The organism is Streptomyces lucensis JCM 4490 (assembly GCF_014650035.1).
GTDB classification, from domain to species: Bacteria; Actinomycetota; Actinomycetes; order Streptomycetales; family Streptomycetaceae; genus Streptomyces; species Streptomyces lucensis.
The window spans coordinates 425,671-451,863 of record NZ_BMUE01000002.1 but is presented as its reverse complement, the minus strand read 5'-3'; the positions used below and the strand labels follow the sequence as shown (position 1 = coordinate 451,863).

At 73.1% G+C, this 26,193-nt stretch carries 23 protein-coding genes and 1 tRNA gene; 3 read left to right on the top strand and 21 right to left on the bottom strand.

Features of this window, described 5'->3' with window-relative positions; genetic code table 11:
* The first annotated feature begins 93 nt into the window (after positions 1 to 93).
* Complete coding sequence (locus IE177_RS06180; RefSeq protein ID WP_190013713.1) at positions 94 to 1,041, top strand: helix-turn-helix transcriptional regulator; 948 nt, start codon at positions 94 to 96, stop codon at positions 1,039 to 1,041.
* Between the two features lie 74 nt (positions 1,042 to 1,115).
* On the opposite strand, the gene IE177_RS06175 is transcribed toward IE177_RS06180, so the two are convergent.
* From IE177_RS06175 to IE177_RS06145, 7 genes are all read right to left on the bottom strand, one after another.
* Positions 1,116 to 1,188 (bottom strand) — tRNA-Ala (locus tag IE177_RS06175).
* Positions 1,189 to 1,305: 117 nt separating this feature from the next.
* The gene (locus tag IE177_RS06170) at positions 1,306 to 1,980 is read right to left on the bottom strand and encodes a histidine phosphatase family protein (protein WP_190013712.1); all 675 of its coding nucleotides are present in this window, start codon (positions 1,978 to 1,980) and stop codon (positions 1,306 to 1,308) included.
* A complete protein-coding gene (gene rsfS, locus IE177_RS06165) occupies positions 1,971 to 2,417 on the bottom strand; it encodes a ribosome silencing factor (RefSeq protein WP_190013711.1) in 447 nt (148 codons plus the stop codon). Before rsfS ends, IE177_RS06170 begins: the two co-directional genes overlap by 10 nt.
* Before the next feature lie 108 nt (positions 2,418 to 2,525).
* Positions 2,526 to 4,265 (bottom strand): LCP family protein, encoded by a 1,740-nt coding sequence (locus tag IE177_RS06160; RefSeq protein ID WP_190013710.1) that lies wholly within the window; start codon positions 4,263 to 4,265, stop codon positions 2,526 to 2,528.
* A gap of 16 nt (positions 4,266 to 4,281) precedes the next feature.
* Positions 4,282 to 4,968, bottom strand: coding sequence for a nicotinate-nucleotide adenylyltransferase (nadD, locus tag IE177_RS06155; RefSeq protein WP_190013709.1), 687 nt, complete (start codon positions 4,966 to 4,968; stop codon positions 4,282 to 4,284).
* 56 nt (positions 4,969 to 5,024) lie between these two features.
* Positions 5,025 to 5,189, bottom strand: coding sequence for a hypothetical protein (locus IE177_RS06150; protein WP_190013708.1), 165 nt, complete (start codon positions 5,187 to 5,189; stop codon positions 5,025 to 5,027).
* 164 nt (positions 5,190 to 5,353) lie between these two features.
* Positions 5,354 to 5,518, bottom strand: coding sequence for a hypothetical protein (locus IE177_RS06145; RefSeq protein WP_190013707.1), 165 nt, complete (start codon positions 5,516 to 5,518; stop codon positions 5,354 to 5,356).
* Positions 5,519 to 5,618: 100 nt separating this feature from the next.
* Between IE177_RS06145 and IE177_RS06140 the strand changes: the two genes are divergently transcribed.
* The gene (locus IE177_RS06140; protein ID WP_190013706.1) at positions 5,619 to 6,713 is read left to right on the top strand and encodes a M48 family metallopeptidase; all 1,095 of its coding nucleotides are present in this window, start codon (positions 5,619 to 5,621) and stop codon (positions 6,711 to 6,713) included.
* A gap of 28 nt (positions 6,714 to 6,741) precedes the next feature.
* Here IE177_RS06140 and IE177_RS06135 read toward each other — a convergent pair whose 3' ends face one another.
* The 14 genes from IE177_RS06135 to IE177_RS06065 form a co-directional block, all read right to left on the bottom strand.
* Positions 6,742 to 7,833, bottom strand: coding sequence for an SCO2583 family membrane protein (locus tag IE177_RS06135; protein ID WP_190013705.1), 1,092 nt, complete (start codon positions 7,831 to 7,833; stop codon positions 6,742 to 6,744).
* A gap of 88 nt (positions 7,834 to 7,921) precedes the next feature.
* On the bottom strand, positions 7,922 to 8,494 hold the full coding sequence (locus IE177_RS06130; protein ID WP_444545616.1) for an SCO2584 family spore wall biosynthesis protein: 573 nt from the start codon (positions 8,492 to 8,494) through the stop codon (positions 7,922 to 7,924).
* Positions 8,495 to 8,612: 118 nt separating this feature from the next.
* Positions 8,613 to 9,899 carry a glutamate-5-semialdehyde dehydrogenase gene (locus IE177_RS06125; RefSeq protein WP_190013703.1) on the bottom strand — a complete coding sequence of 429 codons (1,287 nt, stop codon included), beginning with the start codon at positions 9,897 to 9,899 and terminating at the stop codon, positions 8,613 to 8,615.
* Between the two features lie 102 nt (positions 9,900 to 10,001).
* The gene (locus tag IE177_RS06120; RefSeq protein ID WP_190013702.1) at positions 10,002 to 10,427 is read right to left on the bottom strand and encodes a DUF8830 family protein; all 426 of its coding nucleotides are present in this window, start codon (positions 10,425 to 10,427) and stop codon (positions 10,002 to 10,004) included.
* A gap of 187 nt (positions 10,428 to 10,614) precedes the next feature.
* Positions 10,615 to 11,721: a glutamate 5-kinase gene (gene proB, locus IE177_RS06115; RefSeq protein ID WP_190014115.1), complete on the bottom strand. Its 1,107-nt coding sequence runs from the start codon at positions 11,719 to 11,721 to the stop codon at positions 10,615 to 10,617.
* A gap of 295 nt (positions 11,722 to 12,016) precedes the next feature.
* Positions 12,017 to 13,465 (bottom strand): GTPase ObgE, encoded by a 1,449-nt coding sequence (obgE, locus tag IE177_RS06110; RefSeq protein WP_190013701.1) that lies wholly within the window; start codon positions 13,463 to 13,465, stop codon positions 12,017 to 12,019.
* A gap of 125 nt (positions 13,466 to 13,590) precedes the next feature.
* Entirely contained in the window at positions 13,591 to 13,845 is a 255-nt protein-coding gene (gene rpmA / locus IE177_RS06105; RefSeq protein ID WP_030051735.1) for a 50S ribosomal protein L27, read from the bottom strand.
* A gap of 14 nt (positions 13,846 to 13,859) precedes the next feature.
* Positions 13,860 to 14,180 (bottom strand): 50S ribosomal protein L21, encoded by a 321-nt coding sequence (gene rplU, locus IE177_RS06100; protein ID WP_030653874.1) that lies wholly within the window; start codon positions 14,178 to 14,180, stop codon positions 13,860 to 13,862.
* 260 nt (positions 14,181 to 14,440) lie between these two features.
* A complete protein-coding gene (locus IE177_RS06095) occupies positions 14,441 to 18,916 on the bottom strand; it encodes an Rne/Rng family ribonuclease (RefSeq protein ID WP_190013700.1) in 4,476 nt (1,491 codons plus the stop codon).
* A 262-nt stretch (positions 18,917 to 19,178) separates the two neighbouring features.
* Positions 19,179 to 19,955 (bottom strand): TIGR03936 family radical SAM-associated protein, encoded by a 777-nt coding sequence (locus IE177_RS06090; protein ID WP_190013699.1) that lies wholly within the window; start codon positions 19,953 to 19,955, stop codon positions 19,179 to 19,181.
* A gap of 137 nt (positions 19,956 to 20,092) precedes the next feature.
* Positions 20,093 to 21,217 carry a hypothetical protein gene (locus IE177_RS06085; protein ID WP_190013698.1) on the bottom strand — a complete coding sequence of 375 codons (1,125 nt, stop codon included), beginning with the start codon at positions 21,215 to 21,217 and terminating at the stop codon, positions 20,093 to 20,095.
* 74 nt (positions 21,218 to 21,291) lie between these two features.
* Positions 21,292 to 23,838 (bottom strand): amino acid permease, encoded by a 2,547-nt coding sequence (locus tag IE177_RS34720; protein WP_229815913.1) that lies wholly within the window; start codon positions 23,836 to 23,838, stop codon positions 21,292 to 21,294.
* Positions 23,839 to 24,174: 336 nt separating this feature from the next.
* Positions 24,175 to 24,456 (bottom strand): hypothetical protein, encoded by a 282-nt coding sequence (locus IE177_RS06070; protein WP_190013697.1) that lies wholly within the window; start codon positions 24,454 to 24,456, stop codon positions 24,175 to 24,177.
* A gap of 76 nt (positions 24,457 to 24,532) precedes the next feature.
* Positions 24,533 to 25,108 (bottom strand): hypothetical protein, encoded by a 576-nt coding sequence (locus IE177_RS06065; RefSeq protein ID WP_190013696.1) that lies wholly within the window; start codon positions 25,106 to 25,108, stop codon positions 24,533 to 24,535.
* 454 nt (positions 25,109 to 25,562) lie between these two features.
* Between IE177_RS06065 and IE177_RS06060 the strand changes: the two genes are divergently transcribed.
* A complete protein-coding gene (locus IE177_RS06060) occupies positions 25,563 to 26,063 on the top strand; it encodes a hypothetical protein (protein WP_190013695.1) in 501 nt (166 codons plus the stop codon).
* Positions 26,064 to 26,193: the final 130 nt, after the last annotated feature.

Below are 26,193 nucleotides of genomic sequence, written 5' to 3'. Positions count from 1 at the left end.
GTGCCGAGTGCCCGCCGATGCTGGTACTGCCAGCACCTGGCAGGGGCGAGTACGGGTACCGACGATGGAGACGGGGATTACGGGGGACCGACCATGACCACGAGTACGACGCGTACGACACGCACGACGAACGGGACGGGCACGGCGCGCGGCACGACACCCACGACGAACGGGACGGGCACGGCGCGCGCACAGCGCCGCCGGCCGGAGCTCGCCGCTTTTCTGCGCACGCGGCGGGCGCGGGTGACACCCGCCGACGTGGGCATGCCGCCGGGGCTGCGGCGGCGCACGCCCGGGCTGCGCCGGGAGGAGGTCGCCCAGCTCTCGGGGGTGGGCGTGACCTGGTACACGTGGCTGGAGCAGGGACGGCCGATCAACGCCTCGCCGCAGGTGCTCGACGCGGTGGCCCGCACCCTGCGGCTGGACCCGCCGGAGCGCGAGCACCTGTACCGACTGGCGGAGGTGCCCTTCGATCCCGCCCCGGAGAGCCTGCCCCTGCGGGTCGCCCCGGCGGTGCAGGCCATCATCGACGCCCTCGATCCGCTGCTCGCGGTGGTCTACAACTCGCGCTACGACGTCCTGGCCACCAACCCGGCCTACCGGAGCCTGTTCGTGATGCCGGCGCTCAGGACGGGGGTGCCGAACGTGCTGTGGACGCTGTTCACCCTGCCGGAGGAGACCTGCCCGATCGTGCACCGGGAGCGTGAACTGCCGGTGATGGTGGCGACGCTGCGGTCCTCGTACGGAAGGCACGTGGGCGAGCCCGCGTGGGAGGACTTCATACGCGCGCTGTCGGCGGCCAGCCCCTGCTTCGCGCGGCTGTGGGCGAGCGGTGAGGTGATACCGCCGGGCCCTCGGGTGAAGACGTTCCGTCACGCGGCGGTGGGCGACATGCGGATGACCTCGCAGTCGCTGTCCATCGACGGGATGCCCGAGTGCCGGATCGTGGTCTACACCCCGGAGGACGACGAGACACGGAGGAAGGTGGCGCTGCTGCGGAAGCGGGAGGTGCGGTTGTGGCCGCCGGCACGTCCGGAATAACAGAAGATCCCGCCCCCTGGAGGGGACGGGATCCTCATCACCGATCTTTGACAACTCAAGAGAGTGTCGATCAGTGGAGCTAAGGAGAATTGAACTCCTGACCTCCTGCATGCCATGCAGGCGCTCTACCAACTGAGCTATAGCCCCTGGTGCCACGCGGCGGAGCCGCATGGTGTTCTCCCCGCTCGGCGGGGCGAACAAGAAGAACTTTAGCCTGTGACCTGCCAGAAAGTGAAATCCGGGGTCCGGCGAGTGGCGGGACGCTCAGTCGTCGTCGCCGAGGACGGGCTCCGGCAGGGTGCCCGCGTTGTGCTCCAGCAGGCGCCAGCCGCGGGCGCCTTCGCCGAGCACGGACCAGCAGCAGTTGGAGAGGCCACCGAGGCTCTCCCAGTGCCGGGGCTCCAGGCCGAGGAGCCGGCCGATGGTGGTGCGGATGGTGCCGCCGTGGCTGACGACGACGAGGGTGCCGTCCTCGGGCAGCTTCTCGGCGTGCCGCAGCACCACGGGGGCGGCGCGGTCGGCGACCTCCGTCTCCAGTTCGCCGCCGCCGCGGCGGACCGGCTCGCCGCGCTTCCAGGCGGCGTACTCCTCGCCGTGGCGCGCGATGATCTCCTCGTGGGTCAGCCCCTGCCAGACGCCCGCGTAGGTCTCGCGCAGGCCCTCGTCGCAGGTCACGTCGAGACCGGTGAGGGCGGCCAGCTCGGCGGCCGTGTCCGCGGCCCGCCGCAGGTCCGAGGCGATGATCGCGTCGGGGCCCAGGGAGGCGAGCAGCCGGGCGGCACGGCGGGCCTGACCGATGCCGGTCTCGGTCAGCTCGACGTCCGTGCTGCCCTGGAAGCGGCGCTCCACGTTCCACGAGGTCTGGCCGTGCCGCCACAGGATGACGCGGCGGCCCCTGCCCCTGCGGTCGGTGACCTCGCCGGTGGCGCTCACCGCCACTCCCTGTCCGGTTCCTGCTCGGCCTCGGCGGCCTGCAGCTTGGCGTGCTCCTCGGCCTTGCCGCGGGTGGCCTTGGCGTCGGCGGGCAGCTCCAGCTCGGGGCAGTCCTTCCACAGCCGCTCCAGGGCGTAGAAGACGCGCTCCTCGCTGTGCTGGACGTGCACGACGATGTCGACGTAGTCGAGAAGGATCCAGCGGGACTCGCGGTCGCCCTCGCGGCGTACCGGCTTGGCGCCGAGTTCCTTCAGCAGGCGCTCCTCGATCTCGTCGACGATGGCCCTGACCTGGCGGTCGTTCGGCGCGGACGCCAGCAGGAAGGCGTCCGTGATCGACAGTACGTCGCTGACGTCGTAGGCGATGACGTCGTGGGCGAGCTTGTCGGCCGCCGCCTGGGCGGCGGTGTTGATGAGCTCGAGGGAATGGTCGGTTGCGGTCACTGCATGGCTTTCCGTCGGCGGTCACTGGACCTCAAGGGTCTCACGGACCGCCCCGGGCACCCCACGCGATTACCCGCGCGGGGTGCCCGGGCCGTCACGGCCGCGCCGTCAGGAGGCGGCGGGCTTGTAGTCGGCCCCGAGGACGACCGAGACGTCGGCGCCGGAGGAGACGGTGCCCTTGGCCACGGAGCCGGCGGGCAGGCTGAGGGTCTTGGCGACCTCGGCGGCGTCGGCCTTGTGGGCGGCGTCCGAGTAGACGACCTTCGAGGTGGCCCGGGTGCCGGAGGCGGTGCCGCCCTCCCGGAAGGTGAAGCCGCCGTTGAGGAGGACCACGCGTGCCTTCTCGCCGTTGTCCTTCACGCCGGTGGCGTTCTGAACGGAGACCCGGACCGCGGAGTCCGCGCCGGGGCTCCTGGCGGCGCCGCCGAGGATGTCCTTCACCACACTGTCGCTGGTGGCGGCGGTCAGTGTGCCGTCGCCCTGCACGGGCAGCAGGGCGGTCCGGTAGTCGCCGCTCTTGGCGAGGTCGGCGAGCTTGGCGAGGAAGGCGCCGAGGTCCTTGTCGGTCAGGGACGGGTCGAGGATCTGCGCGAGGGTCTGCACCGTGGTGGTGGCCGAGGACGACTCGGAGGGCATCTTGCGCATGACGGCTTGGATGACCTGGCCGAACCGCTCCAGCTGGGCGTTCTGGGACTCGCCGGAGGCGCGGTAGGTGGCGTAGGCGACGGCCATCTTGCCGCTGAGGGTCTGGCCGCTGCCCTTGTGGACGAGGGGCGAGGTGCCCTTCTTCTTGGCGTCCGGGTCGGGTACGTCGGCGTTGGTGTCGATGTCGATGCTGCCGACCAGGTCGACGAGGTTCTGCAGGTAGGGGGTGTCGAGGCGCCAGGTGCCCTGGATGTCGGTGCCGAGGACGGTGTCGAGCTGGTCGCGGGTGCCGGAGGAGCCGTCGTCGTCGACCGACTTGGCGAGGGTCGTGGTCGAGCCGTCGTCACCGGACAGCGCCAGGGAGTTGGGCAGCAGCACGGTGGTGCCCTGCTTCGTGGTGGTGTTGTCGACGAGCAGCGCCGTCGAGGTGCCGCCCTTGCCGGTGTTGTGCAGGTGGACGACGATCACGTCGCGCTTCTGGGCGGCGGCGGGCGTGGCCGTCCCGTCGCCGCCACCGGAGGAGGACAGACCGGGCAGCTTTCCGGCGTACCAGAGGTAGCCGGCGCCGCCGGCCACGACGAGGGCGACGACGACCAGCAGGGCGATGATCCGGCTGCGGGCGCGGCGGCGGGCCTCCTCGCGGCGCTCGGTGCGGTTCTCGGTGAACTTCAGCCAGTCGATGACGTCCTCGGAGTCACCGTCCGGCTCCTCGACGAACGCGAACTGCTCGGTGCGGTAGTCCGGTTCGTCCGGGTCCGCCTGCCGCTCGGCCGTCTCCGGGACAGGGGTGTCCTCCGCGGGACGGGGCTGCTGCGGGATGTGGGCGGTCTGCTCGGCGGCCCGCGGCTGCTGTCCGCCGGCCGCGGTCCGCCCGTAGGGGTCGTAGGCGGCGGCGTCATGGTTGCCGGTGCCGTGCGCGTCGGTGCCGTACGGGTCGTACGCATCGTACGGGGCCTGGGAGCCGTAGGTGCCGTAGGCGGACGGCTGCTGGGCGGAGTCGTAGGGGGACGCCTGCGGCTGCGTACCGGTGGCGTACGGGTCGTAGCCGTAGCCCTGCTGCCGGCCGTAGGAGTCGTAGGTCGACTGCGGAGCCTGCTGTGCCGGAACCTGCCGGTACACCGGCTGCCCGTACTCGTCGTAGCCGACGAGTTCGTACGGGCCGGCGCCGTAGCCGGCGTCACCCGTGTCGTATCGGTCGTTCACCGGTGCCCCTCTCGGCTCACTCGCCGCGGTACAGCTCGCGCTTGTCGATGTAGCGCACGACTCCGTCCGGCACCATGTACCAGATGGGCTCCCCCTTGGCGACTCTCGCACGGCAGTCCGTGGAGGAGATGGCGAGCGCGGGCACCTCGACGAGTGTGACACCGCCCTCCGGCAGACCCGGGTCGGCCAGGTGGTGGCCGGGGCGCGTGACGCCGATGAAGTGGGCGAGGGAGAACAGCTCCTCCGAGTCGCGCCAGGTGAGGATCTGGCCGAGCGCGTCGGCGCCGGTGATGAAGAACAGGTCGGTGTCCGGGTTGAGGGCCCGCAGGTCGCGCAGGGTGTCCACGGTGTAGGTGGGGCCGCCGCGGTCGATGTCGATGCGGCTGACGGAGAACTGGGGGTTCTCGGCGGTGGCGATGACCGTCATCAGGTAGCGGTCCTCGGCCGGGGAGACGCTGCGGTGGGACTTCTGCCACGGCTGGCCGGTGGGTACGAACACCACCTCGTCCAGCTGGAACTGCGCGGCGACCTCGCTGGCCGCCACGAGGTGCCCGTGGTGGATCGGGTCGAATGTCCCGCCCATGACGCCCAGGCGGCGCTTGCCCGTGTGGACGGGGCCGCTGCCCGGCCGGTACTGCGGGTGCTTCCCCGTGCCGTCGGCGCTCTCGTGCGCCGGACCGGTAGGCATGTCCTGCTCTCCCATGCGTGCAGACCCTACCGGCCCGGTCTCGGACGTCCGGCCGGGGACGGGCTCCCCGCTCAGCGGTCGCGGTTGAAGCGCGTGGTGATCCACAGCAGGAGGAGCAGGATGATCAGGGCGCCGCCGCCGGTGACGGCCGGGTTGAGGCTGTTGTGGTTTCCGCCGTGCTCCTCGCCCTCGGCGGCAAGGGTGACCAACTGGGCTGCGGCGCTGTGGAAGCTCATCTTCGTCAGGACCTATCGCGTGTGGGCGGGATAAAGACGTCGGCTCATCGTAAGCGTGCGGCCTCACGGCGATCACGCCGACTCCGCCGTTGGTGACGGACGGCGGCGCCGGGACGTCCCCGGGGAGGCCTGCGCGGCGGACTGCGGGGAACCTTCGCCGCCTGTCAGTCGTCCTTCCGCTTGTAGCCGCGCAGCAGGAACCAGGCGGTCAGCACACAGCCCAGGACCATCACGATGAGGACGATGCGGAGCAGATTCCCCGCCCCGTGCTGCTGGACGGCGCTCGCGACGGCCTCGGTCAGCCGGGCGGCTGGGGGGCGGTGCTCCATGGCGTGGACTCCTTCGGCTGTACTGCCCGTCCACGGTATCTCCGCCTAGGCTGTGCCCCACTCCGGGGGCACAGGGCACCTACACGCACATGGGGGAAGAATGTCGGACGACGGCCACCAGCAGACGGGGCGTGAGCACGTGCCCAGCAGGCAGCGCAGGCGGTTCCCCGGAATCTCCACGCGTGCCTACGAGCACCCGGCCGACCGGTCGGCCCTGGTCGCGCTGCGCAAGCTGAGCGGGTTCGACACGGTCTTCAAGGGGCTCAGCGGGCTGCTGCCGGAGCGAAGCCTTCGGCTGCTGTTCCTGTCGGACTCGGTGCGTGTCTCGGAGCGGCAGTTCTCGCACCTGCACGACATGCTGCTGGACGCCTGCTACATCCTGGACCTGGAGAAGGTCCCGCCGATGTACGTCACGCAGGACCCGCAGCCGAACGCGATGTGCGTCGGTCTGGACGAGCCGATCATCGTGGTCTCGACCGGGCTCGTCGAACTGCTCGACGAGGAGGAGATGCGGGCGGTCGTCGGGCACGAGGTGGGGCACGCCCTGTCGGGGCACTCGGTGTACCGCACGATCCTGCTGTTCCTGACGAGCCTGGCGTTGAGGGTCGCGTGGATCCCGCTCGGCAATCTGGCGGTCATGGCGATCGTCACGGCGCTCCGGGAGTGGTTCCGCAAGTCGGAGCTGTCCGCCGACCGCGCGGGGCTGCTGGTGGGCCAGGACGTACGTGCCTCGATGCGGGGCCTGATGAAGATAGCGGGCGGCAACCACCTGCACGAGATGAACGTGGACGCGTTCCTGGAGCAGGCGGAGGAATACGACTCGGGGGGCGATCTGCGCGACTCGGTGCTGAAGATCCTCAACGTGCTGCCGCGCTCGCACCCGTTCACCACCGTGCGGGCGGCCGAGCTGAAGAAGTGGGCCGAGTCCCGGGACTACCAGCGGCTCATGGACGGCCACTACCCGCGGCGCAGCGAGGACCCGGAGACCTCGGTGAGCGACTCGTTCCGCGAGTCCGCGGCGAGCTACGCCGCCGATGTGAAGGGCTCGAAGGACCCGCTGATGAAGCTCGTCACGGATCTCGCGGGCGGCGCGGGCGACCTCGGTGGCCGGGTCCGGCGGGGCTTCGACGGCTTCAGGAGCCCGCCGCCGGCCGACGGCGGCCCCGGGGGCGCGCGGGGCGGGGACAAGGAGTAGCCGAACGAGCGCGCCGGCTTCCGCGCCGTCACGCCTGCGGTGCGGTGGCTCCGGTGGCTCCGGTGGCTCCGGTGGCCAGCGTGCCGCACAGGGCCGGGGTGTCGTCCGGCTCGTAGGGGTCGGTGCCCGCGGGGCCGCCCGTCCTGGCCTTCTGGCCGGCCAGGAGGGGGCGCAGGTAGGCGCTGGAGTCGTCGGGGCAGGCCAGGGGGCCCGCCTGCGTGGAGGACGTGACGAGCTGTACCTGGTGGGTGCGCAGGTCGTCGCGGTCGAAGCGGAAGGTGATCTCGCGGCGGACGGTGAACAGGGAGACCTGGGCGCCGGAGGCGGCGTCGGCTGGGCGCAGGGCGTAGGCGAAGGTGTGGTCGGCGGTGACCTCGAGGGTGGCCGAGTCGGTCTCCACGGCCTGGAGGCTGCCCTGGACGCGAACCTTGTCGTCGGCCAGCCGGACCCGCGCGGGGTCGAGGCGGACCAGCCAGCCGGTCAGGGCGTGCCGCCCGTCCGCCACCGGGTGCTGCAGGCTCTGCTCGAACTGGTCGAGCTGGTCCGGATCGAGGAGTGCCCGGGCGGGACGGACCGCGCGGCCGGTGAGCACCGACGGGTAGAGCGCGGAGCGGACGATGTAGTCCTTGGCGGTGGTGAGCGCGGCCACGACCTGGCTGTCGGAGAAGTGGGCGGTGGCGCGGGCGACCGGCAGCGGTACGCCCTCGGCGCCGACGTCGAAATGGGCGGCCGGGCTGTTGGCGTACAGGCTGTCGGCATCGGCGGCACCGGGCACCCTGCCCTGCGGGGCGAGCGGCACGACCGTCATCCGCAGGGGCTCGATGGGCCGTCTGACCTGCGGGGATCCGTAGGGGTGCCGGACGCCCATGTAGATCGCGGTGCCGAAGGCGACGGCGATCAGCACGACGAGGATCAGGAATTGCCGGGTCAGGCCCCGGTGCAGGGGCGTGCGGCGGCGTACGGCGGGCGCGTGGTCGGTCACCCGCTCCTGGGCGGAGGACTCCTGGAGGCGGGCAGCGCGCACGAACGACTCGTCGAACACGACGGATCGGTACTCGTCCTCTGCGCCGCCGGGGCCGCCCTCGGGTGTCCCCTCCGGTGGGTCTCCAGGTCCGCCCATACTCTGAGGGTAGGTCCTGGCAGCCCCGGGTAAACGCCCTGCTGCGCGCCAAGTTCTGACACTTTCTCACCCGGCGCGGGCGCGGCGCTCAGGGGGTGCGCGGGCCGGCCGGGGCCGCCGGACGGGAGAAGTCCGCGGAGACGGACGGCGCGGCCGCGCTGCCCTGTTCTAGGCCGGTGGAGGCCGGGGCCGGGACCCGGTCGCGGGTGCCCGAGGACGCGCCCCGGTAGACCGCGGCGAAGGCCAGGGCGACCATACCTACGCCCATCACGACGGCGAGTACCCAGGCGACGGGGCGGTGCCAGCGGACCTGCTTGCCGTAGGGGCCGAAGGGGCCGCGGTGATCGCCGAGGACGTAGGTGCCGTCCAGTTCGCCGTCGTCCGGATCTTGACCGAAATCGGTCCCTCCGCGGTGGTGGGCGTCGTCGTAGCGGTCGCCTCCGGGGGATGCGCGGCGGGCCTCGGCCTCGGAGGCCTCGGCTCTGGCCTGTGCGGCGGCCAGGAGGCGCTCGACGGCGGTCGGCTCATGGACCGTGGCCGCCTGTACGAAGGCCTCGTCGAAGACCACGGAGGCGAACTCTTCGTCCGACACCCCGCGGTCGTGGTCGTCGTCGGGCTCCCAGCCGTCCGGGAACGGCGTGCCCCCCACGTCCTCCGGCACGGCTCCAGAGTAGACCTGGGGGGTCAATTTGGGCAGACGGTACGGAAATTCATCCGCCTGATGAGACGGCTTCCGGCCGCGCCGGGCGGGGTCCGGAACGCGGCCGGCGGGGTGGCCTTCAGCGGCGGACGTGCCCGTCGCCGGTGACGATGTACTTGGTGCTGGTCAGCTCCGGCAGGCCCATGGGGCCGCGGGCGTGCAGCTTCTGGGTCGAGATGCCGATCTCCGCGCCGAAACCGAACTGGCCGCCGTCGGTGAAGCGGGTGGAGGCGTTCACCGCGACGGTGGTGGAGTCGACCAGCTGGGTGAAGCGGCGGGCGGCCTGCTGGGAGGTGGTGACGATGGCCTCGGTGTGGCCGGAGGTCCACAGCCGGATGTGCTCGACGGCCTTGTCGAGGGAGTCGACGACCGCCGCGGCGATGTCGTGGGAGAGGTACTCGGTCTCCCAGTCCTCCGGGGTCGCCTCGACCACGGTGGCCTTGGAGTCCTTGGCGTGGGCGAGCACGCGCTCGTCGGCGTGGACGGTGACGCCCGCCTCGGCGAGGGCGTCCAGGGCGCGGGGCAGGAACTCGGGGGCGATGTCCTGGTGGACGAGGAGGGTCTCGGCGGCGTTGCAGACGCTGACCCGCTGCGCCTTCGAGTTGATCAGGATCTCGATCGCCGTGTCGATGTCGGCCTGGGCGTCGACGTAGACGTGGCAGTTGCCGGTGCCGGTCTCGATGACGGGGACGGTGGACTCGTTCACGACCGTCTGGATCAGGGAGGCGCCGCCGCGCGGGATGAGGACGTCGACCAGGCCCCGGGCGCGCATCAGCTCGCGCACGGACTCGCGGCTCTCGCCGGGCACGAGCTGCACGGCGTCGGCGGGCAGCCCGGCGCCGCCGACGGCGTCCCGGAGCACCCGGACGAGGGCGGTGTTGGACTCGTAGGCGGAGGCCGAGCCGCGCAGCAGGACCGCGTTGCCGGACTTCAGGCAGAGGACGGCGGCGTCGACGGTGACGTTGGGGCGGGCCTCGTAGATGATGCCGACCACGCCGAGCGGGACGCGGACCTGGCGCAGGTCGATGCCGTTGGGGAGGGTCGATCCGCGGACCACCTCGCCGACCGGGTCGGGCAGCTTCGCGACGTCGCGGACGTCGGAGGCGATGGCGCGCACCCGCTCGGGGGTGAGGGTGAGCCGGTCGACGACGGACTCGCTGGTGCCGCTCTCCCGGGCCTTGGCCACGTCCCTGGCGTTCGCCTCGACGATCTCCGCGGTCCGGACCTCCAGGGCGTCGGCGATGGCGAGCAGCGCGTCGTCCTTGACGGCGCGCGGCAGCGGCGCGAGGTCGGCGGCGGCGGCCTTGGCCCGGTAGGCGGCCTGGGTGACCGGGGACATCGAGTCGTAAGGCGAGAGCGTGGTCATGGAGGAAGGGTAGTGCGCGGCGCGGGAGCGTTCAGCGGTCGTCCCATACCGCGAGACACCGCAAAAGGCGCATACCGCTTCGGCTGCCCGGCCTGCCGGGGGTCAGAACGGGTGCACCCCGACGGGTGCCGCCGGTGCCGGGCCGTAGCCGTCGGCGATGCGCTGGTGGTAGGTCTCGCGGTCGATGACCTCCAGGCCGACGATCTCCCAGGCCGGCAGCCCGGCGCTCTGCCGGTGCTCGCCCCACAGGCGCAGCGCCACGGCCGCGGCGTCGTGCAGGTCACGGGCCTCTTCCCAGTACCGGATCTCCGCGTGGTCGGGGGCGTATCTGCTGGTCAGCAGGAAGGGGTGGTCGTACGCGAGCTGTTCCAGGGCCCTGCGCAGGTCCGGCAGGGGCACCTTCCCCCCGGAGACGCTGAGGGTGACGTGCCACAGGCGGGGCAGGTCCTTGGGCTCCTCGTAGGTGTCCCCGGCCGCGACGCTCGTCAGAGCACCGCGGGACGCCGTCCCAGGGCGCACTCGTCTCACGACGGCCTCCTTCACGCATGGCACGCATGGCTCGCACGGCTCGCGCGGCCCCTTGACGGGACGTGTCCCTGCAACATGTCCCCGAGACAAAGTTGAGCAGGCCGCAGGGCTCCGCGTGGCGGTTTTACGGAACGTCCCCCACCGGGGGCGGTCCTTACGCCCCGTTTTACGCGCGGTTCCACGGGAGTTACGCGTGCAGCAGCACCAGGTCGTCCCTGTGTACGACCTCGCGTTCGTAGGCCGGGCCCAGTTCGCGCGCCAGCTCGCGGGTCGAGCGCCCGATCAGCCGGGGGATCTCCTTGGCGTCGAAGCTGACCAGCCCCCGGGCCACCGCGCGGCCCGTCGCGTCGCGCAGCTCGACGGGGTCGCCGGCGCTGAACTCACCCTCCACGGCCGCGATTCCGGCGGGCAGCAGCGACTTGCGGCCCTTCACGACCGCGGTCACCGCGCCGTCGTCCAGGGTCAGGGCGCCCTGCGGGGTGGAGGCGTGCTGGAGCCACAGCAGCCGGTCGGCGGAGCGCTTGCCGGTGGGGTGGAAGTAGGTGCCGGTGTCGCCGCCGGAGAGGGCCTCGGCAGCGTGGACGGCGCTGGTCAGCACGACGGGAATGCCGGCGGCGGCCGCGATGCGGGCGGCCTCGACCTTGGTGACCATGCCGCCGGTGCCGACGCCGGCCCGGCCCGCGCTGCCGATCTCGACGCCGGCCAGGTCCGCCGGTGACCGGACCTCCGCTATCCGGGAGGTGCCGGGCCGGCTGGGGTCGCCGTCGTAGACGCCGTCGACGTCGGAGAGCAGGACCAGCAGGTCGGCGTGGACGAGGTGGGCGACGAGGGCGGCCAGGCGGTCGTTGTCGCCGAAGCGGATCTCGTCGGTGGCGACGGTGTCGTTCTCGTTGACGACCGGCAGGGCGCCCATCGCGAGCAGCTTGTCGAGGGTGCGGGAGGCGTTGCGGTGATGGGCCCGACGGCTCATGTCGTCGCTGGTGAGCAGGACTTGGCCGACGCGGACGCCGTAGCGGGCGAGGGAGGCGGTGTAGCGGGCGACGAGCAGGCCCTGGCCGACGCTGGCGGCGGCCTGCTGGCGGGCGAGGTCCCGGGGGCGGCGGCGCAGGCCGAGCGGGGCGAGGCCGGCGGCGATGGCGCCGGAGGAGACGAGGACGATCTCCTTCTCTCCCCCGCTGCGGCTCTTGGCGAGGACGTCGACCAGCGCGTCGACGCGGTCGGCGTCCAGCCCGCCCGCGGCGGTGGTCAGCGACGAGGAGCCCACCTTGACGACGATCCTGCGGGCCTCACCCACGGCCTGCCTTGCCCTGGTCACGTGCTGTCTCCACTCCTCGCGCGTGGCAACAATCTACGCGAAGGGCCCCTCGCGCATCCGCCGGTCCAGTCCGCGGACACCCCGGCACGGGGCACCCGGGGCCCCGAGGGCCGGCCCGCACATGACCCGGGCCCCCGAGAATTGTTCCTCGGGGGCCCGGTGCACGGCTCCCGCCCGCCTGCGCGACCGGTTCCGGCCGCCCGGCGGGCGAAGGGGGCACGTTCCTACTCGAACGAGAGGGCACGCGTCTCTACTCGAACGAGGGCGCGCGTTCCTACTCGAACGGGTCGAACTCGTCGTACGCCCGCAGTGCCTCGTCCCGCTCCGCGTCCCTGTCCCTGCGGCGCTGGGCCGCGGGCCGCTGCGCGTCGAAGCGGTGGTCCTCGCCACGGCGGCCCAGCATCTCCGCGCCTGCCATGACCGAGGGCTCCCAGTCGAAGACGACCGCGTTCTCCTCGGGACCGATGGCGACACCGTCGCCGTGACGGGCGCCCGCCTTCATCAGCTGCTCCTCGACGCCGAGGCGGTTGAGGCGGTCGGCGAGGTAGCCGACGGCCTCGTCGTTGTTGAAGTCGGTCTGGCGGACCCAGCGCTCCGGCTTCTCGCCCCGCACCCGGAACAGCGGCTCGCCGCCGACCTCCTCGCGGGTGACGGTGAAGCCAGCGTCGTCCACGGCCTTGGGCCGGATGACGATCCGCGTCGCCTCCTCCTTCGGCTTGGCGGCACGCGCGCGGGCGACCAGGTCACCGAGCGCGAAGGTCAGCTCCTTGAGCCCGATGTGGGCGACGGCCGACACCTCGAAGACGCGGTAACCACGCGCCTCCAGGTCGGGGCGGACCATCTCGGCGAGGTCCTTGCCGTCCGGCACGTCGACCTTGTTCAGGACGACGATCCGCGGCCGGTTGCCGAGGCCGCCGTACTGCCGCAGCTCCTCCTCGATCACGTCGAGGTCGGAGAGCGGGTCGCGGTCGGACTCCAGCGTGGCGGTGTCCAGCACGTGCACCAGCACGCTGCACCGCTCCACGTGCCGCAGGAACTCCAGGCCGAGGCCCCGGCCCTGGCTGGCGCCGGGGATGAGACCGGGCACGTCGGCGACGGTGTAGACGGTGGAGCCGGCGGTCACCACGCCCAGGTTCGGCACGAGCGTCGTGAACGGGTAGTCGGCGATCTTCGGCTTGGCCGCGCTGAGCACGGAGATCAGCGAGGACTTCCCGGCGCTCGGGTAGCCGACCAGGGCCACGTCGGCGACGGTCTTCAGCTCCAGGACGATGTCGTGCAGGTCGCCGGGCTCGCCGAGCAGGGCGAAGCCGGGGGCCTTGCGGCGGGCCGAGGCCAGCGCCGCGTTGCCGAGACCGCCCCGGCCGCCCTGCGCCGCGATGTACGAGGTGCCGTGGCCGACCAGGTCGGCGAGCACGTTGCCCGCCTTGTCCAGCACCACCGTGCCGTCCGGCACCGGCAGGACCAGGTCCTGGCCCTCCTTGCCGGAGCGGTTGCCGCCCTCGCCGGGCTTGCCGTTGGTGGCCTTGCGGTGCGGGGAGTGGTGGTAGTCGAGGAGCGTGGTCACCGACTGGTCGACGGTCAGGACGACGTCACCGCCACGCCCGCCGTTGCCGCCGTCCGGGCCGCCCAGCGGCTTGAACTTCTCACGGTGGACGGAGGCACAGCCGTGGCCCCCGTTACCCGCGGCGACGTGCAGCTCGACGCGGTCCACGAAGGTGGTCATGGTTCAGTGCCTCCAGAAGAAATACGGTGTCAGTCTCTGCTCAACACGCGAAAGGCGGACCCGCCTTCCCGACCGGGAAGTGAGGTCCGCCTCGCGCGATGAAAACGTTCGGTCTACGCCTGGTGTCAGGCGACCGGAACGATGTTCACGACCTTGCGGCCACGGCTGGTGCCGAACTCCACCGCACCGGCCTGCAGCGCGAACAGCGTGTCGTCGCCGCCACGGCCGACGCCGGCGCCGGGGTGGAAGTGGGTGCCGCGCTGGCGGACCAGGATCTCACCCGCGTTGACGACCTGACCGCCGAAGCGCTTCACGCCGAGCCGCTGGGCGTTGGAGTCGCGACCGTTCCGGGTGGACGATGCGCCCTTCTTGTGTGCCATTTCTCCTCAGTCCCTTACTTCGCAGCCGCGGGGATCGACGTGACCTTGATCGCCGTGTACTGCTGGCGGTGGCCCTGACGACGGCGGTAGCCGGTCTTGTTCTTGTAGCGCAGAATGTCGATCTTCTGGCCCTTGTGGTGGTCCACGACCTCGGCCTGGACCTTGATGCCGGCCAGCACCCACGGGTCGCTGGTCACGGAGTCGCCGTCGACAACGAGCAGGGTCGAGAGCTCGACCGTGTCGCCGACCTTGGCAGTGGAAATCTTGTCAACCTCAACGATGTCGCCGACAGCAACCTTGTGCTGGCGACCACCGCTGCGCACGATGGCGTACACGCGGATCTCTCTTTCGCTCGAAGAAACGGCACCCCCGCAGGCCAGCCGCCCAGAAACACCACGGACGACCTCTCCCGGCCCGCCTTGCGCCCGGGAGGAAAAGGTTTACGGGGATGTGGCGTGCTCAGTGGGCACGCCGACGGTCAAGGTTACGGGGCCACAGCCGAGGGGGTCAAACCGGGCCCCGGGCGGTGTGCTCCCGGTCACTCGGGCCCCGCTGTGCGGCCGGTCCCGGTCGGACCGGCCGCACAGACCGGGTGTCAGCCCTCGTCGCCGGCCGCGGAGACCGTGGTGGTCTTCTTCGCCGTCGACTTCGCGGCGGCCGTCTTGGCGGTCTTGGCCGCCTTCTTGGCCGTCGTCTTCTTGGCGGCCGTCTTCTTGGCCGCGGTCTTCTTGGTGGCGGCCTTCTTCGCCGTCGCCTTCTTGGCCACCTTGCGGGCGGTCTTCTTGGCGGCCGGCTCGGCCGTCTCACCGGCCGTCTCGTCGGCCGTTCCACCGGCCACCGGCTCGGCCGCCGCCCCGGTCACCGGGGCCTCCTCCGCCGTGGCCGACGGGACGACCACGACGGCCGTCTCCTCGGGCGCGGTCGGCGCGGTGGCCTTGCGCACGGCACGGCGGCGCGGGCGGGCCGGGGCGGCGCTCTCGGCGGGCGCCTCCTCGGCCGGAGCCTGGGCCTCCGGCTGCTCCACCGGAGCCTCGGCGGCGGGCGCGGCCTCGGGCACCGTCACCACGGCCGCCTCGACGCCCGCGGGGGAACCGGCCGGGGCCGACACCTTCCGCGTCGCCCGACGGCGCGTACGGCCCTTGGGCGCGGCTTCCTCGGCGGCCTCGGCCTCCGGAGCCGGGACCACCTGGTCCTCGGCGGCCGCGGGCTCGGCCAGCGCCTCGACGGCCGGCTCCGGCTGCACCGGGCGCGCCGCCGCCTCGTCGGCGGTGACGTCCTGCGCGGTGGGGGCCGCCTGCTCCGGCGCGGCCGGCTCGGCGTCCGCGGGCTTCTCGCCCCGGGAGGCCTTCCCGGCCTTCGGGGCCTTCTCCGCCTTCGGCGCGCCGGCCGGAGCCGACGCCCGGCGGCTCGCCCGGCGGCGGGTACGGCCACGGGTGGCCGCCGCCTCCGCCTCGGCGATGCTGCTGTACAGCTCCTCGTCCGCGGCGAAGTCGGGGGACGGGAGGGCGACCGGCTCGGCCTGCTCGGCGGCCACCTCCACGGCGGTCTCCACCTCCGGCTCCACGGCCTCACCGGTCTCCACGGCCACCGCGGCGGTCTCGTGCACGTGCTCCTGCGCCTCACCACCGCGCCCGCGCTTCTTGCGCTTGCCGCCGCCTCCACCGGAGGTCGGCTGCTCCATGTGCACGATGACACCGCGCCCGTTGCAGTGGACGCAGGTCTCGGAGAAGGACTCCAGCAGGCCCTGGCCGACCCGCTTGCGGGTCATCTGCACCAGGCCCAGCGAGGTCACCTCCGCCACCTGGTGCTTCGTACGGTCCCGGCCCAGGCACTCCAGCAGGCGGCGCAGCACCAGGTCGCGGTTGGACTCCAGCACCATGTCGATGAAGTCGATCACGATGATGCCGCCGAGGTCGCGCAGCCGCAGCTGGCGCACGATCTCCTCGGCCGCCTCCAGGTTGTTCCTGGTGACCGTCTCCTCCAGGTTGCCGCCCTGGCCGGTGAACTTGCCCGTGTTGACGTCGACGACGACCATCGCCTCGGTCCGGTCGATCACCAGCGAACCGCCGCTGGGCAGCCAGACCTTGCGGTCCAGCGCCTTGGCGAGCTGCTCGTCGATCCGGTAGGTGGCGAAGACGTCGACCTCGCTGGTCCACCTCGACAGCCGCTCGGCGAGGTCGGGCGCCACGTGCGAGACGTAGCCGTGGATGGTCTGCCACGCCTCGTCGCCGCTGACGACGACCTTGGAGAAGTCCTCGTTGAAGATGTCGCGCACGACCCGGACGGTCATGTCCGGCTCGCCGTACAGCAGCGTCGGGGCGTTGCCGCTCTTGGCCTTCTTCTGGATCTCCTCCCACTGCGCCTGCAGCCGCTCGACGTCCCGGCGCAGCTCGTCCTCGCTCGCGCCCTCGGCGGCGGTGCGCACGATGACGCCCGCGTCCTCGGGGACGATCTTCTTGAGGATGGTCTTCAGCCGGGCCCGCTCGGTGTCGGGCAGCTTGCGGCTGATGCCGGTCATGGAGCCCTCGGGCACGTACACGAGGTAACGGCCCGGCAGGGAGACCTGGCTGGTCAGACGGGCACCCTTGTGACCGATCGGGTCCTTCGTCACCTGGACGAGGACCGACTGGCCGGACTTCAGGGCCGACTCGATGCGACGCGGCCCGTTGGCCATGCCGAGCGCCTCGAAGTTGACCTCGCCGGCGTACAGGACGGCGTTGCGGCCCTTGCCGATGTCGATGAAGGCGGCCTCCATCGACGGCAGCACGTTCTGCACCTTGCCGAGGTAGACGTTGCCGACGTACGAGGTCGACTGCTCCTTGTTGACGTAGTGCTCGACGAGCACGCCGTCCTCCAGGACGCCGATCTGCGTACGGTCGCCGTGCTGGCGGACGACCATCACACGCTCGACGGCCTCGCGCCGGGCGAGGAACTCGGCCTCGGTGATGATCGGCACCCGGCGGCGGCCCTGCTCGCGGCCCTCACGGCGGCGCTGCTTCTTGGCCTCCAGACGGGTCGAGCCCTTGATGGACTGCACCTCGTCGGACGGCTCGCTGGGCTTGCGCGGTTCACGGACCTTGACGACCGTGCGCTCCGGGTCGTCGGCCGAGGGCTCGGCCTCGCCGCCGGTGTCACCGGCCCGGCGGCGCCGGCGACGGCGGCGACGGCTGCTGGAGCTGGAGCCGGCGGAGTCCTCGTGGTCCTCCTCGACGTCCTCCTCCTCCTGCTCGGCGGTGTCCTCGGCGTCCTGCGCGGCCTGTTCGGCGGCCAGTTCGTCGGTCTCGTCCGCGCCCTCGCCGTCCGCGGCGTCACCGCGGCGACGGCGACGGCCGCCCCGGCGGCGACGGCGGCGGGAGCCGGACTCCTCGGCGCCCTCGGCCTCTTCACCCTCCTCGCCCTCGGCGAGGTCCTCGACGGCCTCCTCGGCCGGCTCGGGCTCCTCGTCCTCGGCAGGGGCCTCGGCGGCCCGTGTCTCCTCGGCGGGAGCGGCGTCCCGGCGGCGACGGCGACGGCGCGTACCGGCTTCGGCGCGCTCCTCGGCGTACGTCTCGGTCTGCTCGGTCTCCTCGCCCGTGGCGGCCTCCGCGGCGGCCTCGGCGGCGGCCCGCTCCGGGGTCTGGAACCTGGGCTCGGCGAACACCGGCGCCTGGAACACGGCGACGGCGGGCCGGGCCGGCCGGCGCGGGGCCTCGGCGGCCTCGGACGCGGTGGCCCGGGGCGCGGCGAACCCGGACGCGGCACGCTGGACCCGGCGGCGGCCCCGGCGCGGGGCGGTGCTCTCGTCGGACGCCTGGGCGGCGGGGGCGGCCTCGGCCGGGGCCTCGTCGGCAGCCGTCCGCTCGGCGGGCCGGGTCTCGGCGGCGGACTCGTCGGCCTGGGCCACGGTGGTCGCCTCCCCGGCGGGGGTGCCTGCGGGAGCGGACACCCGGCGGGTGGCGCGCCGGCGGGTACGGCGGGGGGCGGCCTCCTCGGCCGGCTGCGCCGCTTCGGCGCCGCTGTCCCCGGCGGCCTGCTCCGGGGTCACCACCGGCGCGGCGGCCTCCGGTGCGACCTGCGCGTCCTGCACGGCCGGCGTCTCTTCCTCGGCCCGCGGGGCCCCGGCGGGCGCGGCGGCGCGGCGGGTGGCGCGGCGGCGCGGACGCGGGGCCTCCTCGACGGCCTCCGCCTCGTCCGGTACCTGCTCGGCCCCACCGGCGGCGGGCACCACGGTCTCGGCCGTCTCGGCAGCCGCGGGGGTCGCGGCCGGGGCGGACGCACGACGGGTCGCACGGCGACGCGGACGCGCAGGGGTCTCCGCGGGGGCGCTTTCGGCAGGAGCAGCCGCCTCGACGGCCCCGGTCCCCGCTTCCGGTACCTGCTCGGCCGCACCGGCGGCGGGCACCACGGTCTCGGCCGTCTCGGCAGCCGCGGGGGTCGCGGCCGGGGCGGACGCACGGCGCGTCGCGCGGCGACGCGGACGCGCGGCCGTCTCGGCGGGGGCGCTCTCGGCAGGAACGCTGTCAGCGGCAGGGGTCTCGGTCGCGGCGACGGCGGTCTCGGCCGGCGTCTCCCCGGCGGCGGTCGGGGCGGCGACGGTGCGGGTGGCCCGGCGCCGGGTGCGGCGCGGGGCGGCCTCCTCGCCGACGACGACCTCGCCACCATCGGCGACGTCCGCGGTCTTCCCGGCCTCGGCGGCGGGCGTGGCCGGGACGACGGTCTCGGCGGCCTCCGCGCTCTGGGGCGCCCCGGCCGGGGCGGACGCGCGGCGCGTGGCACGGCGACGCGGGCGGCCGGCGGGGGCGGTCTCCTCGGCGGCGGGCGCCGGGGCACCGGCCTGGGTCTCGGCGGTCGCCGCCGCTTCCTCGGTCTCCTCGGCCTCCTCGGCAGCGGTGGCCTCGGTGACCTCCGCGACCTCGTCGGCGTCCGCGGCCGGTATGGCCGGCACGGTGACCTCGGTGGCCGCCTCGGGCCCGGCCGGCGGGCCGGCCGGGCGAGAGGCGGCACGGCGACGCCTGCGCGGCGGCAGGGTGTCGCTCGGAGTGTTCGGTTCGGAGTCCGTTGCGGACTTCGCGGGTTCGGTCGGCTCGAGCATGCGGGCGTTTCTCCCGTCAGGCCCCCGGGCGCCGCACCTGGTCCGGCGCCGGTCTCGATGGACCGTCCGCCGTTGACGTCCGCGGCCCGCGCGTTGCGCGATGGCCGCCGTCCGGGGCGCGGGCGCCGCACGGGAGCACTCTGTGTCCTGTCTCGCCGGTTCCGTACGCCTTGTCGGTACGGCCTGGCGAAAGTCTTCTGGTCGGTGCGCTGCCCGACCCAGGTGGCTCCCGAGTACGAGGGCGGCGCTACGACGTCCGTCCCTACGCGGGACCTTCCGGCGTCGACGCCGTCGCGGCGGCAGCCGGTACGGCCTTCGGGGCCTCGGCTGCCTCGCGGTCGGGCGCGAGCGGGTCGGTCACCGTGCCGGTCTCTTCATCGAGCAGCCCCTGCGCCAGCCTGGTCACCGCTGCGGGGACCGGCGGCGCCAGGTCGGCCACGGCGCGGAGACCGGACAGGACGTCGTCGGGTCGTACGGCAGGCGTCACGTGCCGAACAACCAGCCGCAGTATCGCACAGGGCCGGTCGGTCGGCCTATCAGCCGGCGAACCGTGCGTTTCCAGACTCACCACGGCCGGGCGGGCGTCGAAGGTCCGGATGCCGTTCTTGGTCATCCGCTGCACCTCGACGGCGTCGGCCCCGGTGAACGCTTCGACCGCGCGCCCGGCGTCGGCCGGGTCGACACCGTCCAGCCGCAGCTCCCAGACGGAGGCGGTCAGCCGGTCGGCGAGGCCGGAGGTCCGTGCCTCGACCGCCTCGACGACGTCGAGCCCCGCGGGCATGGACTCGTCGAGGAGGACCCGCAGGATCTCCGGGTCGCGCGGTGCGGTCAGCGCGATCTCCAGGTACTCCGCCTCACTGCCCGTGCCGGTGGGTGCGGCATTGGCGTACGACACCTTCGGATGCGGCGTGAACCCCGCCGAGTACGCCATGGGCACCTCGGCGCGGCGCAGCGCACGCTCGAAGGCGCGCTGGAAGTCTCGGTGGCTGGTGAACCTCAGGCGGCCGCGCTTGGTGTAGCGCAGTCGGATGCGCTGCACCGCGGGTGCGGGCGGCGGGCCTTCGGGCTGTCGCTTGCCCAGGGGAACTTCTCCTTGTGTACGCGGTCCCTGCGCGCCATCCCCGCGTGCGCGGGGAGCACGTCCGGGCCGGCGCTCGACCGGTGTCCCGGTCGGGGTCACCCCCGTGCCGGCGGGTACGTCTCGCGTCTGGCCCTTTTCTCTAGAGTACGCGCCGGCTCGGCCGAAGGTTCCCGCCGGTCCGCGGCGACCGGCTGCGGGGGCGGCCCGAGCAGCATCCGCCGGAAGTCGGCACGGGCCTGCCGTACGGTGTCGCGCGCCGCGGTCAGGACCTCGCGGGTGGCCCGGCCCACCGCGCGCAGGCCCGCGGCGACGGGCCGCAGGACGGCGTCCCGGACGAGGTGCCCGACCGGGGTGAGGACGCTCCGGTACACCCAGCGCAGCGGCTCCACGAGGATCCACCGCAGGAGGGTTCCGAGCGCCCGTCCGACCGCCAGGGAGATCCGCCCGGCGATGCGCCAGGCATGCCCGAACGCGTCGGCCACCTCGCGGGCGACGGCGGCGAGGAAGCGGCCGACGGGCAAGAGGACCCAGCGCCACAGGGCGAGCGCGGGCAGCACGAGCAGGACGCGCGTGGTCCAGTACAGGATCATGCCGGCGCCGGTGACGAGCAGTCCCAGCAGTCGCCCCAGTCCCCGTGCGCACCAGGCGGCCGCACGGCCGACGGGCGCGAGGACCCAGGTGTACAGCCACCGGGCGGGCACGACGAGCAGGTACCGCACGAGCCTGGCGACGGCCGTGTACAACCCGGTGCCGACGGCGGCCAGCACCGCGCCGGCGCCCGTCAGCAGCCAGGTCAGCGCGTGCCCGACCGGAGTGAGCAGGCGCGCGTACACCCACGCGAGGACGGCGCCGAACCCGCGGGCCAGCCAGGCGAGGGCGTGCCCGACGGGGGTGAGGACGTACCGGTGGAGCCACACCGCCGGCACGACGACGAGGACTCTCGCGAGCCAGGCCAGCGCCCTGCCCGAGGGAACCAGGACATACCGCCACAGGGCCACGAACGGCCACACGAACAGGGCCTTCCCGGTCCACAGCAGGGCCCGTCCGAGCGGCCGCAGGACGGTGTCCCGCAGGAACCGCCCGGCGACGACCAGCGCGTCCCACGCCACCCGTACCGGCACCACCAGCACGAGCACGACGACACGCACCGGAATGCGGATCGCGGCGGCGAGGCACCCCTGGGGGTACGGCGGCTGTGCGGGCGGCTTGTCGAGGTCCATACCCGCGTAGACGCCGGGAGCGCACCCGCGGATGCACCCGGCCGGGCGCCGGTGCAGCGGGCCCGGGCCGGGCGCTACCGGACGTCGGCCGGCGGCAGGTCCTGCTCGGTCCAGATGGTCTTGCCGGTGGGGGTGTAGCGCGTGCCCCAGTGGTGGGTCATCTGGGCGATGATGAACAGGCCCCGGCCCCCCTCGTCGTCGCTCGCGGCGTGCCGCAGATTGGGCGTGGTGTGGCCGGTGTCGGAGACCTCGCAGATCAGGGTCCGGTCGCGGATCAGGCGCACCTGGATCGGGCCGCCCACGTAGCGGATGGCGTTGGTGACCAGCTCGCTGACGATGAGTTCGGTGGTGAACGCCAGGTCGTCCATCTCCCAGTCGCCGAGTTGCTTGCGGACCGCGGTGCGGATGGTGGCCACCGCCGCCGGATCGGGGCGCAGGGCCCACTGGGCGAACCGGCTCCGGTCGAGCAGCCGGGTGCGGACCACGAGCAGCGTCGCGTCCTCGTCCACGGGCCCGGGCAGCAGAGTGCTCACCGCCCGGTCGCACACCTCGTCCAGGGACCTGCGGTCGCCGGAGAGGATGCGGGAGAGCTGCGCGAGCCCGGCTGCCCGGCCGTCGGCCGCCTGGATGAGGCCGCCCGTGAAGAGGGCGACGAGGCTGCCGGGCGCGAGGTCGAGTTCGCTGCTCTGGTACGGCGGGCCGCCGACCCCCAGCGGTGGCCCGGGGGGCAGCCGCGGGTAGTCGACGGTGCCCGTGTGCGGTTCGACGACCGCCAGCAGCGACTCCCCCGCCCGGGCCAGGCTGCACCTCCCCGAGATCGGGTCGTACACCGCGTACAGGCACGTCACGCCCATGGCCTCGTCGGGGCGCGGCCTCGGGCGGCCCGGGCCCTGGCCGTCGCCCTGCTCGTGCGCGGTCTGCTCGACCAGGTCGTCCAGACGGGACAGCAGTTCGTCGGGGCTGAGGTCGAGCCTGGCCAGGACGCGCACGCCCGTGCGCAGTCGCCCCATGGTGGCCGCTGCGCGCAGACCGTGCCCGACCACGTCTCCGACGACCAGGGCGACCCGGGTACCGGACAGGGGGATCACGTCGTACCAGTCGCCGCCCACCCCGGACCCGCTGTCGGCGGGAAGGTAGCGGCTGGCGGTGTCGATGGCGGCGTGCTGCGGCAGGCGGTGCGGGAGCAGGCTCCGCTGGAGTTTGAGGGCCACGGTGTGGCCACGGGTGACCAACGGCATCAGCAGCAGGCCGATCAGCAGCGCGCCCAGGCCCAGGACGGTGACCCCACCCGTCCGGCCGATCAGGGGCAGGTCGACGGCGGTCGCGCCGAAGCCGGGGTTCGCGTAGACGCCGAAGGCGGCGTAGAGGAACAGCGCGAGCATGACCAGGCCGCCGAGTGCCGGGAACACGCCCTTGAACACCAGGTCCCTGACGCTGCGGGTGAGTACTTTGCGGTGGTACCAGAAACAGGCGAAGCCGGTCAGGCCGTACTGGAAGGCGATCGCGAGGCCGACCGAGTCGATCGAGTCGGCGAGGATGTTCTGGCTGAACGACGACAGCAGGATCAGCAGGGCGACCGCGGCCGCTCCCATGCCGACGGTTCCCCAGGTCGGGGTGAGGAACCTGCGGTGGACCCGGGCGAACCGGGAGGGGACGGCCTTGTGGGCCGCCATGGACAGGACGGTCCTGGCCAGCGGCAGGATGGTGGTCTCGGCGGAGGCCAGCGCGGAGGTCAGCACCATCAGGATCAGCAGTCTCGACAGAACCAGCCCGGTGTCGTGGCTGCCGAACACGGCCTCCCCCAGGCCGTGGAACACGTCGTCGGAGTTGTCCGCGTTGCCGAGCCCGATGCCCGAGGTGCCGACTCCCGCGAAGGCCTGGGCCGAGGTGGACACCAGCGCGTAGGTGATCAGCAACAGCACGGTGGACAGGACCGCGGCGCGCCCGGGGACGCGTGTGCTGTCGACGGTCTCCTCGTTGACCGTGAAGGTGGTGTCCCAGCCCCAGTAGATGAAGACGCCGGCGAGGACGCCGGAGGTCAGGGCCTTCACCGAGGGGACTTCGAAGGGGTTGAACCAGGAGGCGGAGACATGGAGCGCGGTGGCGGGCGGGTCGCTGTACGCCCGGACCAGCGCGGCGACGGCGAACAGGAGCAGCATCGCCATCTCCAGCAGCAGCAGGCACCGCTGGACGGCCGCCGACACCTCGATGCCTACGTAGCAGACCGCGGTCAGCAGCACGATCCAGACGATGCCCGCCGAGGTGGTCCACGCCCTGTCGTCCGCCAGGTGGTCCAGGCCCACGAGCCGGAAGCCGTAGGCGGCGGCGATCTCGGCGAGGTTCGCCATGACGATGATGTTGGCGACGATGAGGCCCCAGCCGCCCATCCAGCCGGTGCGCGGCCCGAAGGCGCGGGTGGCCCAGGTGAACGTGGTCCCGCAGTCGGCGTTGCTCGCGTTGAGCTCCCGGAAGGCGTACGCCACCAGCAGCATCGGGATGAAGGCCAGGACGGTGACGACCGGGGTCTGCAGTCCGACTCCCGCCACGATGATGCCCAGCGTGGCGGCGAGGCTGTACGCCGGGCCGGTGGAGGCCAGGCCCATGGCGACGGAGGAGAACATGCCCAGGGCGTCTTTTTTGAGCCCTTTCCGGCCGACCCCGGTGCCTGGAGCGGGGCGGGCTGACCCGGCACTGCCGAAGAGCCTCACACTTGATTCCAACGCCGGGCCACACCCCGCGCAACAGCGCGGCGCCCGTGGGGCCGTGGGTCCCTGTGCGGCGGGCCGCGCTTCGTCTCCCGCGCGGCGTCGCCGAAGTGGCGCGTCCGTCCGTGTGCGACGGGGCCCCGGACGGCGACGGCGCGGATGACGGTCGCTGTCCGGGACGGGGCCGTCCGCGGGCCGGAGGGTGCCGGGGAGGGGCCGGCGGGCGGGGTGGAGCGAGTGGTGCGGGGCCGGTCAGAACGCCTGGTTGTTGCAGCCCATGTTCGAGCCGAGGTGGCTCTGCTGGCCGCCCGGGGCTCCTTCGCCGTTCAGCGCGTTGCCGGCCAGGCCGGTGAGGGCGCCGACGCTGCCGAGCACCTCGATGTTCATGTCGTGCGAGCGGCACTCGATGCCCTGGGTGACGTCGATGTCGTGGCTGCCCGCCTCTCCGTGTGCGGAGGCGGTGGTGGCGCCGAGGGAGCAGACGCCGCCGAGGACGGCGGCGCCCACCAGGACTGCCTTCTGGAACGTGCGCATGGGTTCTCCGTTGGTTCCGTTGGTCGAGCGGGTGGATGTGGGGATCGGTCGGGCGCGATGGATGACGGGGCGGCCGTCAGCCGAGCCGGGGCAGGCCCAGCTGGCCGACGGGCGGCGCCGCGACCTGGCCGAGGCCGACCGGGGACAGCTGCGGCACGCCCGGCTGCCCGAGCTCCGGGTTGACGAGCGGGTTGACCTGCGGGTTGAGCTGCGGGTTCACCTGTGGGGCGACGTGCACCGGGGACTCCTGGCCGCCGAGCGTCTCGGGTACGGCGACCTGCGGAGCGACCTGGGGCGTGACCTGCGGCATGACCTGGGGCACGACCTGGGCGGCCGGCGGAGCGGCGGCCTGCGCCTGCTGGGGCGGAGCGGCCTGCTGCGGGGCCTGCTGCGCGTACGGCGACGTGGAGGACTGTGCCGAGCCCTGCGACGAGGCCGAGGCGGACGCGGAGGCGTAACCGGTCTGCTGCGGTGCCTGCTGCGCCGGCTGGGCAGCGGGGGCGGCGGCCTGGGGAGCAGGGTGCTCGGGAGCCGGCACCGGGGCGGCACGGCCGTGATCGGTGCCGGTGTCGGCATGGCAGACGCCGGCGCCGATGGCGGACAGACCGCTGGCCGCCACGACGAACAGCGCGGCCTTGTGTAGCTTTCGCATGAAACTCTCGGCCCTTCGATACCTGAAAAGGGAAGCCATTGCATTCGGTGCGGTCGCGCGTGCGATCGGTGCGGTATTCACACCGGCACACGGACGTCGCATCGGAGCCGGCAGCGAGTTCCCCCGCCCTCTTCGAGTCCACGGTCGCCGCTGCCCTCTCCCCTCCGGAACGAGGGGTCCCTCGTCGCGGTCACGGCACCCGAACGACCGTCACCCGTTTGCCACCGCCGGGACGGGTGGTCCGGCCCCTCGCGCCCGGCGTCGGCGACCTTGCGTCAAACGGGTGACCACGACCCGCCGCCCGTGTCCGGGCCGGCGCCCGTCTCGTTTCCCGTGCGGCAAGAGCGATGGTTCATCGCAGCCGCACAAGGCAGCAGGAACAGCTCTCGGCTGTGCTGCCCGTGAGCATTTCGCCAAGTTCCGCGCACAGGTTCAACGAAGGGCCGAGGATTCCATGCGCAAGCTTCACCAAGTCGCGCTCATCGTCGCAGCAGCCGGCGGTCTGTCCGCTGTCGGCGCCGGCCCAAGCTTCGCCGCTCCGGCCACGCACAACGGGTCCGCGCCGCCTCCCGCCTCGCAGCAGGACACCCACGCCGCCTCGGCGGCCTCGGCCGCGTCGTCCCAGGCGACCACGCAGGGCTACGGCTCCTCCCAGCAGCAGGCGTCCTCGCAGCAGGCCTCCTCGCGGCAGGCGGCGCCGCAGCGGGGCACCGAGGTCGCGCCGCAGGTCAACCCCCAGTTGAACCCGCAGCTCAGCCCCCAGCTGTCGCAGGCCCCGAAGACGGAGGAGGTCGTGTCGGCGACCCAGACGAACCTCTTCCGTCCGTACCAGGAGTGCAGCCCGCAGACGCTGCTCGACGCGAACGTCCCGGTCGGCCTGCTCGGCGCGGCCGAGACCCACGGCGTGGAGTGCACGCAGGCCAACAGCCAGTCCAACTCCCTGTCCCAGCACTGACGCCGCACCACGGCACCCGCAACGGGCTCCTCGGGTTTCTCACCGAGGGGCCCGTTCGCATTCGCACGCGATGGGCCTTCCGGGTGAATCGGTCACGTGATCACGAACGAGGCGTGTCTTTGTGGCGCTC

Bases quoted from the DNA above. Each gene is read 5' to 3' on its own strand.
- IE177_RS06180 (WP_190013713.1), top strand. From the start codon at position 94: ATGACCACGAGTACGACGCGTACGACACGCACGACGAACGGGACGGGC.
- IE177_RS06060 (WP_190013695.1), top strand. From the start codon at position 25,563: ATGCGCAAGCTTCACCAAGTCGCGCTCATCGTCGCAGCAGCCGGCGGT.
- IE177_RS06145 (WP_190013707.1), bottom strand. From the start codon at position 5,518: ATGGAGCACCGCCCCCCAGCCGCCCGGCTGACCGAGGCCGTCGCGAGC.
- IE177_RS06065 (WP_190013696.1), bottom strand. From the start codon at position 25,108: ATGCGAAAGCTACACAAGGCCGCGCTGTTCGTCGTGGCGGCCAGCGGT.
- IE177_RS06095 (WP_190013700.1), bottom strand. From the start codon at position 18,916: ATGCTCGAGCCGACCGAACCCGCGAAGTCCGCAACGGACTCCGAACCG.
- obgE (WP_190013701.1), bottom strand. From the start codon at position 13,465: ATGACCACCTTCGTGGACCGCGTCGAGCTGCACGTCGCCGCGGGTAAC.
- IE177_RS06070 (WP_190013697.1), bottom strand. From the start codon at position 24,456: ATGCGCACGTTCCAGAAGGCAGTCCTGGTGGGCGCCGCCGTCCTCGGC.
- nadD (WP_190013709.1), bottom strand. From the start codon at position 4,968: ATGGGAGAGCAGGACATGCCTACCGGTCCGGCGCACGAGAGCGCCGAC.
- IE177_RS06125 (WP_190013703.1), bottom strand. From the start codon at position 9,899: ATGACCACGCTCTCGCCTTACGACTCGATGTCCCCGGTCACCCAGGCC.
- rpmA (WP_030051735.1), bottom strand. From the start codon at position 13,845: ATGGCACACAAGAAGGGCGCATCGTCCACCCGGAACGGTCGCGACTCC.
- IE177_RS34720 (WP_229815913.1), bottom strand. From the start codon at position 23,838: ATGTTCTCCTCCGTCGCCATGGGCCTGGCCTCCACCGGCCCGGCGTAC.
- IE177_RS06085 (WP_190013698.1), bottom strand. From the start codon at position 21,217: ATGGACCTCGACAAGCCGCCCGCACAGCCGCCGTACCCCCAGGGGTGC.
- IE177_RS06150 (WP_190013708.1), bottom strand. From the start codon at position 5,189: ATGAGCTTCCACAGCGCCGCAGCCCAGTTGGTCACCCTTGCCGCCGAG.
- IE177_RS06140 (WP_190013706.1), top strand. From the start codon at position 5,619: ATGTCGGACGACGGCCACCAGCAGACGGGGCGTGAGCACGTGCCCAGC.
- IE177_RS06135 (WP_190013705.1), bottom strand. From the start codon at position 7,833: ATGGGCGGACCTGGAGACCCACCGGAGGGGACACCCGAGGGCGGCCCC.